Below are 14,683 nucleotides of genomic sequence, written 5' to 3' on the forward strand. Positions count from 1 at the left end.
TAGATATTGGGCGTTGGTCGCAAACAACTAATAACCAATAACAAACAACTAATAACCAATAACCAATAACCAATCACAAACAACCAACAACTAATCACAATTCAGTACAAAAGTCAATACTGTTTCATCAATTCCCTTAAGCTTCAGCGGCTTGTATTTAACAATTCGACCTTCCTCAACATAATCTGCAACCGCAGCCGAAATCAGCACAGTGTTTGGTTCCGCTACTTCTTGCAAACGGGCGGCAATATTGACGCTTGGCCCGATCGCAGTATAATCCGATCGGTCGGGCCCACCAAACATCCCCACCACCGCAGTACCCTGGTGAATTCCGCAGCGAAACCGCACCGGATTCACCCCATTTTCCCCAACAATTCCCTGCTCCAACCACCTCTTGTTAAGCTCATCCAGAGCTCGCAGCATAAGCCTTGCAGCAGCCACAGCGCGGCGTACTTGCTCGTTAGGCGTTAGTTCCTCCGGGGCGCCAAAAAAAGCCATTACCGCATCTCCGACAAATTTGTCCACCGTACCGCCGCTGTCAAAAATAGCCTTAGTCATTGCCGCCAAATATTCATTCAACAGCTCAGCTACCCGGCGCGAGCGCAGCGTATTTGCCATTTCAGTAAAACCGACAATATCGCTAAACAAAATAGTAATCAATCGCGGTTCAGGGCGCAAATCAAGGGGCAAAGCTCCAGCCGCTGCGGCCTTCACCATCGACGGCGGCAAAAATCGGCGCAGCACCGACTCAGTTAAATAACTGTTCAACTGCTGCACTCGGCGCTCGTTTTGTTTGAGGGCGATCAAATTCCGCACTTCTGCCAACAATTCTCGATCGTTAAAAGGCTTGGACAAATAAGCGTCAGCACCCCGTTCTACTCCTTCAATTCGAGTATCTTCGTCGGCTTTAGCAGTCAGCAAAATTACCGGAGTTCCCTGCAATTCCTCATCCTCTCGAATCATCCGAATCAAATCCAAACCCGATACCACAGGCATCATCAAATCCGTTACAATTAAATCCGGTAGGCGGTTTTTTGCCACGGCAAATCCTTCTTGTCCGTTGCGGGCGAGCAGAACTGCAAAGCCGGAATCTCGCAGAATTCCAGACACATAAAAGCGCAAATCGGGATTGTCGTCAACCACCATAACCGTGCCCACTGCTGTTTCTGAACTTATCGGTTCGAGAGCCTCAAAATTCTGATTTTCTACCTCATTTTCCGACAAATCCGACTCAACATCTGCCAGTTCCACCGAAGCTTTGGATGAGTGAAACTCCGCAGGTATTTCTAGTACCTGTTCTGGGGGCAAGTGAGTCGAACCGAAGTGCAGCCAAACGCTAAAAGTAGTACCTTCACCGTAAACTGACTCGACGGAAATTTGACCGCCGTGGAGTTCGACTAATTCTTTGACAAGTGCCAAACCTAAACCGCTGCCTTCGTAGGAGCGGCTGGCAGAACCTTCGGCTTGGTGAAAGCGCTCGAACAAATAGGGAATTTGTTCGGTGCGAATGCCGATGCCGGTGTCTTTTACTTGCAACAAGCAGTGAGCGCCGGCCGATGCAACTGTCAGGGTGATATTTCCCCCTTCTGGGGTGAATTTGACAGCATTTGATAGCAGGTTGTAAATAACTTTGTCAAATCTTTCAATATCCAAATAAAGTAAAGGACATTCTTGCAGTTGGGTAATTAAGTGGAGTCCTTTTTTCTCGCAGTAGGCGCGGAACGACTCTGCGGTGGAGTAACAGAAACCGACCAAATCGCAGGGGCGAAAACTCGGCTGCATCCGTCCGGCATCGAGCCGCTGCAAGTCCAGCAGTTGATTTACCAAGCGCAGGAGGCGGCGGGAATTTCGCAAAGCGATTACGGCTTGTTCGTAAGGCAAGTCTTCTTTGCGGCCGCAAGCTGATTCTAGAGGGCCGATAGTTAGTGTTAGAGGGGTGCGGAATTCATGGGAGATATTTTGGAAAAACTCGGTTTTGAGCCGATCGGCTTCCAGAAGCCGTTCTGCCTGCTGTCTTGTAGTCTGGTAGAGGCGCGACTGCTGCACGGCGAGAGCCGCTTGAGTTGCCACTATTTGAGCCAGGTCAATGTCTGAGAGGTTCCAGCGGCGGGTGCTGTGATTTTGGCGCAGGGAAATGCTGCCGATGATTTTGCCTTCGGAGAGCAAGGGAACGACTAACAGGGCGCGGGCGGGCGATCGAACTTGCAGTTCTGTAACATTTAACTCGGGGTGTTCGCTGAGGTCTTCGATCCCCACCGGCTCTTTTGATACCATTACTTGCAGCAACAGCGGATTGCCCCGAATCGGTACCAAAGACTGCGGTAGGGAAGGATGGGCAAAAACCCAGCCGCGAGCGTTCCCAGCAGCAATAGCAGAAGCCGTCTCAGGGCTTGGAGGGTTCCCAACTACCTCTGGATTGTTAAAACCCTGTTCTACAGCTACGGTATCCCTATCTGTGTCGTAGAGCCCCACGCACTGGACGTACTCATCATCTTCTGTCCACAGAGATAGGGCGCAGCCGTCAACTTGCAAAGCTTGGCCGAGCTGTTGAGTAATGGCTGCAAAAATATTTTGGGGGTCGAGGCTCGATCGAATTGCCGTAGTAATAGTATTGACTAATGCCTCGCGCTTTGCCAGGGCCCGCACCTTTTCGTAAGCCCGGGCTTGAGAAAGCGCCAAAGCAGCTTGGTCGGCTACCGTAATTACCAACTGTACCTCGTGGTCTTCCCACAGGCGCGGTCGATCGAACTGGTGCAGCGCCAAGACAGCCATCAGTTCCATTTTGTAAAACAGCGGTACGATCAAGCTCGATCGAATATTCGCAGCTTGGTAAGCCTGCTGCCGCTGCTGATTGTCCCAGTTTAAAACTCGATCGTCAGTTTGGGCATCTTGAATCACCTCCACATCCCGAGTTTCCCAAACCAAATCCCGCAGCAAATCCGGGGACAGTTCGGCTGCTGCATCATCTCGGGGTCTGGCTTCAGCATCGTCCTTCTGGTAAACGAACCACTCATCGGCCACCTGACCGTCTTGGAACGGCCGCAGCAGACAGCAACTCACCTCAAACATCTGCCCCACGCTTTCCACAATTCTTTGCAGCATTTGCTGGTAATTGAGAGCCGATCGGATAGTATTTGTAACGGCATAAAGCAGCGATTCTTGCGAGAGAGCCCTGCGCAGTTCATTGGTGCGCGCTTTCAGGAGATTGTGAGTATCAACAGCTTGACTGACAAGAGTTTTGAGTTCTTGAGCATCCCAAGGCTTGGTAACGTATTTGAATACTTTGCCAGCGTTAATAGCTTCAACTAAATCTTCAACATCCGTATAGCCAGTTAAAATAATTCGGATCACGTCGGGGTATTGAGCCGCCGTCAGGCTGAGAAACTCCGTACCGCTCATTTTTGGCATTCGCTGGTCGGAGATAATCACGGCAACTTCTCCCTGTTTTGCCAAAATTTCGAGGGCGGCGGGGCCAGATTCAGCTCTGAGCACTTTGTAGTCTCGATGGAAGGTGCGGTAAAGCAAATCGAGGTTATCCGGTTCGTCATCGACGATCAGAATTTTTAACTTAGGATTTTGTTGGGAATTCATGCACCGTTCTCCTGTGCCCCGGGGCTGTTCGATTTAATAAGTCTGATGAAAGGAAGAATTCGCCTGTTTCTGTTGCTGAAGTCACAATAATTCGTGAATTTGAAGTTGTTGTGAGGCAAGCAGAAGCAAGAATCAACCTTGATTTTTGATGTGTGGGTTTTCAATTCGGAATTCTTCTAAAGCCACAGTTATCTGTCGTGCACCCCAATTTTATTATTTAATGATATTCACATAAACTCGTCTCGCGGGAAGTGCCCTTGACCCCTCACCTCTATGCAGAAGAGGAAACACGAATCCGGCACTTTTAACTGCCGTCTGGATCTCTCATAATACATAGGAATAACCGTCCTGATTGTGAGTTGATTTGCCAAATTTATGTGCTCTTCTGGCCGCTGGGGCCTGTTTTATTTGGTATGTGAAAACTGCCCCCAGCACGATACAATAGACAACCACCATCTTCGCCTGTGTTTTTCTTTCTCAAGATGACAGCAACTTCAACAGTCAGGCAAGGATACCCCCCGATCGCCGTCGATAGGGCCCCTGAGTGATATTCGGCGGTGGATGACACACAACAGAGGCTTTGAGTGCGAGCGGCGCAATTGCTGTACAATTTGAGTGAAAATTGCACTTTTTCCCCCGATCGCGGCATTTTTTGTGCCTCCTGCACACCAACGCCCAAGCCAATTACTGCGGCGAAACACCGCAAGCTTGAGCATCCATCTGTTAATCTTAGCTAGGGATGTACTTTGTGGAAACCGATCAGTCGATTTTAGATTTTAGATTTTAGATTTTAGATTTACTCCACAGATGAATCTGGGAGCAGGAACTAGGGTCTAAAATTTCGATCTCTCCACGACGAGTGTACGTGGCACCGTATCGGTTTTTGGGCGCGGTCAATCAGCTCGATCGAGGTTTTGAAGGTCTCGATCGCCTGCAGCACAGTATCGCTCCGTTAGGGGGAAAATCCCCGCAGACTGTTTCCAGGCATCCAAATTTAAATGGGACGCTTGGGAGAGTACCCCCGGGCGCAACAGGTAAGGCCAGTTCGATCGGGGACGGGCTTGCTGATTGCCCAGAACTGCTGAAAGCTGGGTTGCCGAGCTCTCCGGCCGGCGATGAACCTCCGACGCGCGAGCGCGGCAGATTTTATTCTGACGAGTCGTTGAGTTTTTCAATTACCGCTTGACGGATAAATTATATTCGATCGGTATTTCCGCAAGCAGAGAGCGGTAGGATTCCGGGAACCTGACGTTAAAACCTTTTTGATTGTTTTTAATACCTTTCCCCCTACCCAGAAATCTAGTATTAGGGGATGAGTTTTTATCGATCGTAACTAAAGTATTAAATGCTTAATCTTTCCAATTTACATCAGATACTACTTAAAGTCAAGCACAAAAAAATGTGATTTAATCGGGCGAATAAACTATGCCTATAAGTTACGTTATAAGATCGGTATAACATCAGTGAAGTTTCTAAGAGGGGCAGCTTAGAAACCAGCGTAGAAAAATTAATATAGTGACCTGGAATTGTGAATCCTTCCTTTTTTTCCTCACCCTCTCACGAACAACAAACTCCCGGAATTTCTGGCTTTTCGATCCGGGCGGCTGCGTCGAACGACTTGACGCAGCTAGCCGATATTTTGGCCGTGAGCTTTCACTCCCGCCAGGGGTTTGTAGAATGGGTGTATCCGGTGTTGCGTTTGGGCATTTACGAAGATTTAAAAAATCGACTGCGTTCTAAGGCAGAACATTACATTTGTCTGGTTGCTGAGCTAGTCTCGCGCGATCCGGGAACGCAGAATTATCGATCGCACCGAGCTCAGTGCATAACAGGAACAATAGAAATGGCTCTGCGTTCTCGCTTCCCTTGGCAAATCCCGAGTTCTGACTATCCTTATTTGTCGAATTTAGCCGTTCACCCGGAGTACCGGCGGCAGGGAGTTGCTCAACAATTGCTCGGCAACTGCGAGCAGACAGCCCGAGAATGGGGATTTTCTGAGATTTACCTCCACGTTCTGGAAAATAATCACGCGGCGCGACAGTTGTACTATCAGGCCGGCTATCGCTTGCAACAAGTGGATTGGAATTGGACTTGTTGGCTGTTCGGCCAGCCGCGCCGGCTGTTTTTACGCAAGCAGATTTCGCTCTCCTAAGCTAATTATTGGAATTGATAATTGAAAATTGGTAACGGGGAATTGGTGATGAGTTTTAATTTCCTATGATGTGCGATCGCCCAACCCTAATAAAATTGGCTTGTAGTGAAAACTTGAGCTACCAACCGCTGTGTACCTTCGGACACCTGAAAACCGCGATCGAAAGTTATCAATTTTTAACATCTTTTTACGCCTCCTCTATCATATTAATGCCTTCGGGTGCAGCGACTTGTTAAGCTGCTGACAGGCTTCACAGTTTTTTACGCCAACAAACCCGAGTTGTGATAACGTCATATTTGTGTAAAAATAGGTTGCAACGAAAAGCAACCGTTGGAGGAAACGGGGAAAGTCCGGTGTAAATCCGGCGCTGTCCCGCAACTGCGATCAGATTATAGAGTCTCTTAGTCAGAAGGCCCGCCGATCGCAAACCTGTTCTTTTTCGTCTACGAGGCATAGATGATGGTTAATTCAACATTCTCAAAATTGATGTATCATGGCGATCGCTCTATAGACTTAGAACGATATTGTTGGAATTCACTGATTCCTGATAGATTTTGAGTCAGGTAATAGTTTCTTCCTGACTGTGAAGACGAGGCGAACCTCCACCGCTCGCTAGTTCTTTCCCTGTAGTTTGTCGCTACTCTTTGCAAATCATAATACTTGCTACTGGTTTGAACTTAGCCTCCGTATATTTTTCCTGTAAATTTTCACTAATTTAATCGTTTAAGTAAGTTGAGTTATGACGATTCTAAATGAGACATTGGGCTATCCTCTGATTGGTAAAAACCGGGAAGTCAAGAAAGCCCTAAAAGTATCTTCGAGTGGGAAATTAAAAACAAATTCTTTATTGCAGACTATTCCCGCGCTGAAAAATATAGTGAAAGCTGCTAAAATGCTGCGGGAGGAAGCGAATGCGAGTTGAAGATAACAAGCGGCAAGGTAGCTTTAACTATTGGCAAAATCTGTTCGTTCACCAAAATATGCTGACCATTGGATACACCGCTTGGAAGGGATTTTTAACCCTTGGTCTAGGAATGGTGGTTTGTGATGTCGATATGCCCGTCAACACACCTGTGAATTGGCAGGCTGATACGGTTCCGCATCACTTGCAATTCATCACAGAATTATCGGTAGCAGATTATCTGAAACGACTGGAATTAGAGCTATCCACTCTCTCCAATTTACTTCAAATCATTGCAACTTACAATCCCACCCAAGAAATTATCATTCTGCTAACAGGTAAGGGTAAAATTGAAATCGATTTGCTGCAACGTTTAGCAATCCCCCCGGCGGCTTGTTATCAGCAAGTACGTCAACGCTGGGATGAGTTTCAGCTTTGCAAGACAACCCAAAGGAGGAGCCAATGAGTGATACACTAATTGGCTCAGGTTTGTAACGTAGGGGCTAAATTTTAACTGCCATCTACCCATTACCACAGCCCAACAATGGCAAGAATCGCCACCTGATTCTAATGGTAATCTTATCGAAGCATAATAGACATACTCAATGAGAAACATGATAAAAAAGTCAGATTTTGTTCTAACTCCTTACATGAAGAGCAACAATTTAAAAGCTAGTTGGCAAATACTCAATACAGTCATTCCCTATACACTTTTATGGTTTTTAGCATTTAAGGCAGCAGCCATTTCTGTATTCCTCCTTCCGCCGATAATGGTGTTAATGACCCTCTTTTCAGGACGTTGTTTCTCTTTGATGCACGATTGCGGACACTATTCTCTTTTTAGTTCCAAAAAAGTCAATCGAGTCGTGGGTTTTCTGCTAGGTATCATCAATGCGATTCCTCAGTACCCCTGGTCGAGGGGACACGCTTATCACCACAAAAATAATGGTAATTGGGATATGTACCGAGGCCCTTCGGCGTTGATATCCACCGAACAATTTGCGAGACTTAGTACATTTCGTCAAAAAATGTATCAGTTCCTCAGACACCCATTGATGCTGTTTCCCGGTGGTTTTTTCTACCTAATCATCAAGCCAAGACTCGCGCTGGTATTGGGAATTGCTGGTTTTATCGGACATATGTTTGCTTGTCTCAAGCAAGATTTTGGCATGGGTTTATCTGCAATCATTGCTTCTTATAAATCCAAACATTGGTATACGACGGCTGAGTTTTGGGATTTACTCTTCAACAATATTTGCGTTATTAGTAGCTGGGTTTATCTGGGCAACTTACTTGGGTTTGGCTTTTTCTGGAGTGTTTACTCAATTGTCATGACTTGTTCGGCGGCGATCTTTATCTGTATTTTCTTCGTCCAGCACAATTTCGATGGTTCTTACGCTCATAAAACAGAGGGTTGGGACTATCTTCTTGGCGCAATAGAAGGCAGTAGTTACCTAAAATTACCAACTATTCTCAATTGGTTTTCCGCTGATATTGGTTGCCACAATATTCATCATCTCTCTGAGCGAATACCTAACTACAATCTTCAGGCGTGTCATCATGCCAATATTCACCTGTTGGCTAATTCAAAAACACTGAGAATTCGCGATATTCCTGACTGTTTCAAATTCATTCTTTGGGATGCTGCTTCAGATAGTCTGCAATCGATCGAATCATTTCAAGAATCAACTCAATTCAGTCATCTAGCTAATTAAAATCGGTGGGAAAGAGGGCGTTGCAGAAGATGGGTATGATTTCTCAAAATTTAGAGCGAGTCTTCGGCCTTCGAGCGATCGTTTCATATCTGCATTCAGCAACGCCGCAGTTTCAACCGCCGAGTCTTACAGCGTATTCCAGGTTTGTGAAGTGTAGGGACACGGCACTGCCGTGTCTAACCGGGGATCGAACGATAGGCGGGTGTACTTCATAAGCGTGGAATCTGCTGTATTTGGATGATATCAGTGCGAGCGTCTCGCTCGCGACATAGATCGTTCGCTATGGACGCTCGCACTACATAATTCCGATACTACCGGATTTGATATCACAGCGAACACTCATATAAAAGCCAAATTGGGATGCTCCCGATTTCCCCTTTGCTCACCCTTTTTATTGGGCTGCTTTCACTTGTAAAGTTAAGGCTCAATATAATTCTGGACTCTTGAGCATCTCCATTAACTTCCGCTTCCGACTGTGTATTTGCATAAGTTGAGAACGATAAGCAGACCACTGAAGATTTTGCCCAGTTTGTAAATAGGCAGCGCGGGCTTTTTCCAACCACTTAATCGCAAGATTGTACTCGTTTGATTTCCCTTGATCCATAATCGATGCAGCACGCCGACAAGCATTGGCGATTACCCAATCGGGGCTGTGGCTGATAGCAGCCCCCATTACTCGGTGAATCAGTGCTGAGTGGTAATAACTTAAGCCATCAGCAAGGGCGATCGCATCTTCAATCATTCCCTCATCCAGAAAAATATCAACCTTCGCGTCAGGAAAATTCCCACTTCCATCACTTTTCAGAGTTGCTAACAAATCTGCTTTCAAAGTTGACCAACTATCTCCCGCTAACTCCTTCACTAAACTATAATCGCTAAAGGACGGTTTGATTTTAAAGATTAGGATTCTAGCATTTAACGCAACTTCGTCTTTCCCCAACTCAACAGCCAAATCACTCATCAAGATTGCCAGTTGGTAATGGCAATGACCTGACAAATTCAACCCAGCTTGACAAATTTTCAGAGCTTGTTCTAAGGCTCCCTGTTGCTTTAAAGTTTGAACGAGAGCAAGAGCATCTTCCGCTGATTGCATCTCAGTAGCAGCAGCTTCCACGGCTTCTTCTACTCTCCCCAAACGAGTTAACATCGTCAAGTATTGTTGAGAACAACCTTCTGCTTGAGCTAAGTATAAGTATTCTCGATCGCGTTCCTGGCGATCGAGGATTTGCAAGCGAATCAATGTTAAGTCACGAGCGCAGTTGGGTGCGTCACCAGCCCAAACTCCTTGACCAGTAATGTTTCCTTCAAGTACCTGTTGGAGTAGGGGGTCGTCCCAACCTTGGCGTAAAGCTTCCAAGCTCATGCTGAAATCACAATCCCATTCATCTTGCCAAGCTTCTAACATCACCTGGAGATCGATCTCTTCTTCAGCAGTTAGTTGAGCCGTCAAAATCGCTTCTGTCCAAGCTTCATCCAAAGCGTTAGCTATCTCATAATTTTCAGCGCCAAACTCTTCTACATCATTCCAATCTTCAACGCAGGCTGTAGTGATGGCTTCTAAAATTACTAAGGCGTTGTTGCCATCCCCCTGTGCGCTAAATTCCTGGGCTCGCTGAATTACATCTAAAAGTTCTTCTGTAATCGGGTCTTCCTCCCATCCATCCTCCAAATACCTCACAGCCTCTCGCAAAATTCGTCGTACTTGGTATCGAAAGGGAGCAGGATCGATGGAGGTGCGGCGGGGTGCTTTGGTAGGTTGGTTTGAAGGTGCAGGAATAGCACTTAAGTTAATGTATCGTTCGATCGCATCAATGAGTGATGGTTCTTTTTTTACTAAATGCTGTATTAATTGCTGGGTTTGTACGTCGTTGAGGCGATCGAGCAGTTGTTCCAGTGTCGCGCCCTGCTCAATTATTTCTGGTTGTCGCAGACACAATAACAGCGTCGCAACAATGTGTTTACACCACCCACCATTATCGTAAGGACAAGTGCAGGATAATGTAGATGCTAATCCGGTATCCTCAAAGGGCACGGTAACACGATAGGGTTCTACTTCGGAACCCTCCACTACTGCTTGCACAATATTGCCGCGCAGAACTGCGCTAGTAACATTGCCAGCTAAATAGTAAGCTTCACCCCGCTTAAGGGATTGGGCAGAGGTGTTATGCTCGATCGTTGTTTCACTGAGTTTGGGAATGGGCATGAGACTATGCCTCAGCAATTAAAGGATTAGACTCGATTTTACCTGAGAAATACACTTGGTCTACAATTTAATTTCGTCCCGATTTGAGGTTTCCATAAATTTCAATAATCTGTAAAGCAAGCACTGAGAACGTTTGCAGCTTAAAAAAGCAATCGCTGTTGTTATAAACAGGGTTTCCGGTTGGCCCCACAAAGAGTGAACTTTCTTGTGAGGCTGGCCGGAGAACCCATTTGTAAAAAGCCTATTGAATATGGTGAAAGATATCAGTTGGATCGGACTTGACAGTAAAACTTAGATGCGCCTCAGCTAAAGCATTTTCGATCGACGCAGGATGTCAGGGAGTCGAAGTTGCAGGTTTGGTAAAATGCTAGAGGCGATCGACTTACCAATAAAAACCGCCAGATTAATTTAAGCTGATTAAAAATTAGGCTGCAAAAATCCGATGATTCACAAGAATAACCGCAAAAAGTTACCCTTATTAGCAGCTTTCTTAGTCTCGCCATTTATTTCTTGGTTCCTGAGTGCGATCGCACTATTTCTCAGCCTTTGGGTCATCGTACCAGCACCCACGCTGTCCCTGTACCCTTTGGCGGTGGGAGCACCAGAAATCAGTCCTTGGTTGGTGGGTATCAATGCGATCGCCCTCCTGCTGACTTTCTTGGGACGGCATCAAGGCAAAGTCTACATTATTTTAATGATTTGTAACCTGTTCGCCCTAATCCTGGGCCTGAGCCCCCTGATTCAGTTCCCCGCAGCCAATGCAGCGATAGCTACCGAAGTGCAAGCAGTTCTAGGGAAAAACTATTTAGCAACTGTTCCTGAAGCCGATCGCGCGCAGCTACGCCCTCAACCGTTTATCCTGGCAGATGCGTTCCGAGGAATTCCCATCAGAGAAGTTAGGATCGATCGGGCTATTGTATTTGCCAACCCTGACGGAGTTTCACTGCAACTAAACCTTTATCGGCCGGTGGAAATTGGCAAATATCCGGCGATTATCACACTATACGGGGGAGCTTGGCAGAGAGGCAATCCCGATTCCAATGAGGAATTCAGCCGCTACATGGCCGCCCAAGGCTATTGTGTGGTTGCAATTGATTACCGCCACGCTCCCAAGTATCGATTTCCTGCTCAGCTTGAGGACGTACAAGCCGCTCTTTCCTATATCAAAACTCATGCTGGTGATTGGGAAATCGATCTCGATCGAATTGCTCTGATGGGAAGATCGGCAGGTGCCCATTTAGCAATGCTAGCTGCTTATGATTCTAGTGTGCTTCCAGTTCGAGCAGTGGTGAACTACTACGGGCCAAATGACCTGCTCCGGGGATACAATGACCCACCTTTTCCTGATCCCATAAATGTTCGAGCCGTCTTGCGTTCCTTTCTCGGAGGAACCCCAGACGAACTCAATGAGCTTTACCGTCGGGCTTCTCCCATCAATTATGTTAAACCCAATCTTCCCCCTTCTCTACTGGTTTATGCAGGTCGCGACCATATAGTTCAGGCTAAGTTTGGTCGATCGCTCTACGAACGATTGCGAGCCACGGGCGATCGGGCTATTTTGCTCGAAATTCCTTGGGCCGAACACGCCTTTGATGCAGTTTTTAATGGCCCGAGCAATCAACTTGCTTTGTACTATACAGAACGTTTTTTGGCTTGGGCGTTGAAGTCTTCGGATTACCCATAAATTAACTAAAAATTATAAAGTTATATCAATTCCGGCTGCGCCGGAATGATATAGAGGACACGGCAATGCCGTGTCCCTACGCCAGATTTATTGTAGGGACACGGCACTGCCGTATCCTGATTTCGGGTTATATTAATTTCGATGCTACCGGACTTAATATTACTCGTTTATGCTCAAAGAACTGCGTCGCAAACTGTCTTGGTTTTTGCTCCAAATCTCTTCAGTTCAAATCCCTAATAAAACTAAGGCCAACTGGCACAGTCGAATCGACTTGTAGGGTGTTCTACCACTTTGATTGTGAACGGACGAGCGAGGGTTTCGGATAGTATATCGCCTTACTAATTGCGACACTTGCGTCCAAGACTGTATATAAAATCTCCCAACCATTATCTCATGATTAATTTCCAATTCTTCAATCTAAAATGATATGAGATAAAGATTGAGAATTGCTATAGTCTTATAACCTCGATTTATAGAGATTCAAAGCTGGCGGTGAAGCCATCTAAGGTCAAACATTCTTCGATCAAGTCCTCTGCGTCATTGACGTTTTCAAGTTGATATTCCATGATGCGTTGGCCGTCGCCTTTCATCTTTTTGGAAGAAAGAGGCGTAGCCGGATATTTTTCTGCGATCGCCTTGAACGCCTTAGAATGGATATCCCAGTTGACCGCAGAACAGTTAATGGTTACACGCCACATAATTAAATTCCTTCTTACTTAGTATTGGGTTGACAAAAGTGCCGATAAATCAAGGGATTCTGTTGTTTGGAAAAAAGCTAAAAGCCGCGCCACTATGCGAGCGACACCACCCTTAACATTAGACTCAACATTCAAAGGCATCACCGGATCGTGGAGTGATAAGCGTAACAGAAACCAGCCGGATTCGCTAGCTGACGTGCAGGAAATTCGCAGCCCTTCGTAGTTATTGGGAACGATTTTCCAGTCTGCTTGCGTTGAGACAAATTCTTGCAGTTGCTCAATGACGCGATCGCCCTGGGCTTTGAAATCATCCACATTAATTTTAATCCGAAATTCTGCACTTTCTTCGGGTTCTTTTAAATTCGCAATTAAATCTGGCAAAGATTGATTTGCCAACTTTGATTGAGCCAATTCAATCAATAATTTACTGACCAAGTAAGCGCCATCATCCAGAAAGTAATTTTCTTTCAAAGCTCCATGTCCCGATGTTTCAATCGCCAGCCATGATTCTTGTCCGGCTTCATTGAGGCGAATCGACTCGTCAATCACATTTTTGTAGCCGCGTTTAAAACGATGGTGAATCCCTTTTAAATCCTGTTCGATGAATTGCGTTAAGCCATCGGAGGTGATAGAATCGGTGACAATGGTAGAGCCTGGGTGTTCTTGTAATACTATGGCAGAAATTAAGGCAATTAAGCGATTGCGGTTGAGTTCATTGCCAGCGAAATCGACGGCGGCACTGCGATCGACATCGGTATCAAAAATAATTCCAAAATCCGCTTGATTTGCAATTACCGCTTGACAAATTGACTGCATTGCCTGTTTATCTTCGGGATTTGGCACGTGATTGGGAAAAGTGCCATCGGGTTCTAAAAACTGACTGCCTGCGGTGTCTGCGCCTAAAGGTTTTAAAACTTTATCCACATAAAATCCGCCCGCACCATTGCCCGCATCGACAATAATTTTTAATCCGGTCAGCGGCTGCTCAAAATTATCGGGATGATTGACTGCTTCCCGGATTTGGGTGACAAATTGGTTAGCATAAATAGAAATAAAATCATGCTTTGCAATGCTACCTTGAACGGTGAGTTTTTCAAAGTCATTGCTTTGGGCGAATGCTAAGATATCTGTAATATCTTTTTTTTGTAAACCACCATTGGCGGTGAAAAACTTTAAGCCGTTGCGATTAAATGGCAAATGGCTAGCAGTGAGCATAATCGCGCCGTCGCAATCAAAACCAGGGGTAATGGTACTCATAAACATGGCGGGAGTTGAAGCCATTTCAAAATCGTAGACTTGGCTGCCGACTGAGGTGATACCCGCCATGACTGCTTGCATTAAGGTTGGCCCTGATAGGCGACTGTCGCGCCCGATCGCGATCGTTAATTCTGCCGCTGGTTTATGGACTTTTCGCACCAGCCAACTCACAAAAGCTTGTCCCAAAATTGTCGCAATTTCAGGCGTTAGGTTGACTTTTTCACCGGGAACCCCTTCGAGGGCGATACCGCGAATGTCTGAGCCATTTTGAAGTTTTGTCCAGTTGAAGTTTTGCATAATGATTGATGGTAATTAGAAGGTAGAAAGTAAAAAGGCGTGGTTGAAACCGATCGTACACGCGAAGTCCGCCTCAGCTTACGGCAGGCGGAGCCCGCGTGGACTAAGAAATAAAGAGGGTAGAAATCTCGGAATTGCTATTATTAGGCGTTACGGTGACAGAGTTTTTCAATCCAATTATGGGA

At 46.1% G+C, this 14,683-nt stretch carries 10 protein-coding genes and 1 riboswitch; of the genes, 6 read left to right on the forward strand and 4 right to left on the reverse strand.

Annotated elements, in window-relative coordinates:
• Nucleotides 1-90: 90 nt before the first annotated feature.
• On the reverse strand, nucleotides 91-3,591 hold the full coding sequence (locus QUA02_RS05775; protein WP_333025968.1) for a response regulator: 3,501 nt from the start codon (nucleotides 3,589-3,591) through the stop codon (nucleotides 91-93).
• Nucleotides 3,592-4,456: 865 nt separating this feature from the next.
• Between QUA02_RS05775 and QUA02_RS05780 the strand changes: the two genes are divergently transcribed.
• The 5 genes from QUA02_RS05780 (at nucleotide 4,457) to QUA02_RS05800 (ending at nucleotide 8,359) form a co-directional block, all read left to right on the forward strand.
• Complete coding sequence (locus QUA02_RS05780) at nucleotides 4,457-4,777, forward strand: hypothetical protein (RefSeq protein WP_333025970.1); 321 nt, start codon at nucleotides 4,457-4,459, stop codon at nucleotides 4,775-4,777.
• A 342-nt stretch (nucleotides 4,778-5,119) separates the two neighbouring features.
• Nucleotides 5,120-5,743: a GNAT family N-acetyltransferase gene (locus QUA02_RS05785; protein ID WP_333025972.1), complete on the forward strand. Its 624-nt coding sequence runs from the start codon at nucleotides 5,120-5,122 to the stop codon at nucleotides 5,741-5,743.
• 291 nt (nucleotides 5,744-6,034) lie between these two features.
• Nucleotides 6,035-6,179: riboswitch (cobalamin riboswitch) on the forward strand.
• 303 nt (nucleotides 6,180-6,482) lie between these two features.
• Nucleotides 6,483-6,665, forward strand: a complete 183-nt coding sequence (locus tag QUA02_RS05790; protein WP_333025973.1) for a hypothetical protein — start codon at nucleotides 6,483-6,485, stop codon at nucleotides 6,663-6,665.
• Nucleotides 6,655-7,110, forward strand: coding sequence for a hypothetical protein (locus QUA02_RS05795; RefSeq protein WP_333025975.1), 456 nt, complete (start codon nucleotides 6,655-6,657; stop codon nucleotides 7,108-7,110). The genes QUA02_RS05790 and QUA02_RS05795 overlap by 11 nt, the downstream gene beginning before the upstream one ends.
• Nucleotides 7,111-7,258: 148 nt before the next feature.
• Nucleotides 7,259-8,359: a fatty acid desaturase gene (locus tag QUA02_RS05800; RefSeq protein WP_333025976.1), complete on the forward strand. Its 1,101-nt coding sequence runs from the start codon at nucleotides 7,259-7,261 to the stop codon at nucleotides 8,357-8,359.
• A gap of 424 nt (nucleotides 8,360-8,783) precedes the next feature.
• On the opposite strand, the gene QUA02_RS05805 is transcribed toward QUA02_RS05800, so the two are convergent.
• Nucleotides 8,784-10,562, reverse strand: coding sequence for an SWIM zinc finger family protein (locus tag QUA02_RS05805; protein ID WP_333025977.1), 1,779 nt, complete (start codon nucleotides 10,560-10,562; stop codon nucleotides 8,784-8,786).
• 442 nt (nucleotides 10,563-11,004) lie between these two features.
• Here QUA02_RS05805 and QUA02_RS05810 point away from each other — a divergent pair, with 442 nt between their 5' ends.
• Nucleotides 11,005-12,246, forward strand: a complete 1,242-nt coding sequence (locus tag QUA02_RS05810; RefSeq protein ID WP_333025979.1) for an alpha/beta hydrolase — start codon at nucleotides 11,005-11,007, stop codon at nucleotides 12,244-12,246.
• 470 nt (nucleotides 12,247-12,716) lie between these two features.
• Here the strand turns inward: QUA02_RS05810 and QUA02_RS05815 are convergent, their stop codons facing one another.
• Both QUA02_RS05815 and QUA02_RS05820 read right to left on the reverse strand, forming a co-directional pair.
• Complete coding sequence (locus QUA02_RS05815) at nucleotides 12,717-12,944, reverse strand: hypothetical protein (RefSeq protein WP_333025980.1); 228 nt, start codon at nucleotides 12,942-12,944, stop codon at nucleotides 12,717-12,719.
• A gap of 18 nt (nucleotides 12,945-12,962) precedes the next feature.
• On the reverse strand, nucleotides 12,963-14,498 hold the full coding sequence (locus tag QUA02_RS05820; protein WP_333025981.1) for a phosphomannomutase/phosphoglucomutase: 1,536 nt from the start codon (nucleotides 14,496-14,498) through the stop codon (nucleotides 12,963-12,965).
• Between the last annotated feature and the right edge of the window lie 185 nt (nucleotides 14,499-14,683).

This window comes from Microcoleus pseudofavosus SVA1_A4, assembly GCF_036700565.1.
In the GTDB taxonomy this organism is placed as follows: domain Bacteria; phylum Cyanobacteriota; class Cyanobacteriia; order Cyanobacteriales; family Microcoleaceae; genus Microcoleus.

Excerpts from the sequence above, each read along its gene's own strand:
- QUA02_RS05810 (WP_333025979.1), top strand. The coding sequence starts at position 11,005 with ATGATTCACAAGAATAACCGCAAAAAGTTACCCTTATTAGCAGCTTTC.
- QUA02_RS05790 (WP_333025973.1), top strand. The coding sequence starts at position 6,483 with ATGACGATTCTAAATGAGACATTGGGCTATCCTCTGATTGGTAAAAAC.
- QUA02_RS05815 (WP_333025980.1), bottom strand. The coding sequence starts at position 12,944 with ATGTGGCGTGTAACCATTAACTGTTCTGCGGTCAACTGGGATATCCAT.
- QUA02_RS05800 (WP_333025976.1), top strand. The coding sequence starts at position 7,259 with ATGATAAAAAAGTCAGATTTTGTTCTAACTCCTTACATGAAGAGCAAC.
- QUA02_RS05805 (WP_333025977.1), bottom strand. The coding sequence starts at position 10,562 with ATGCCCATTCCCAAACTCAGTGAAACAACGATCGAGCATAACACCTCT.
- QUA02_RS05820 (WP_333025981.1), bottom strand. The coding sequence starts at position 14,498 with ATGCAAAACTTCAACTGGACAAAACTTCAAAATGGCTCAGACATTCGC.
- QUA02_RS05775 (WP_333025968.1), bottom strand. The coding sequence starts at position 3,591 with ATGAATTCCCAACAAAATCCTAAGTTAAAAATTCTGATCGTCGATGAC.
- QUA02_RS05795 (WP_333025975.1), top strand. The coding sequence starts at position 6,655 with ATGCGAGTTGAAGATAACAAGCGGCAAGGTAGCTTTAACTATTGGCAA.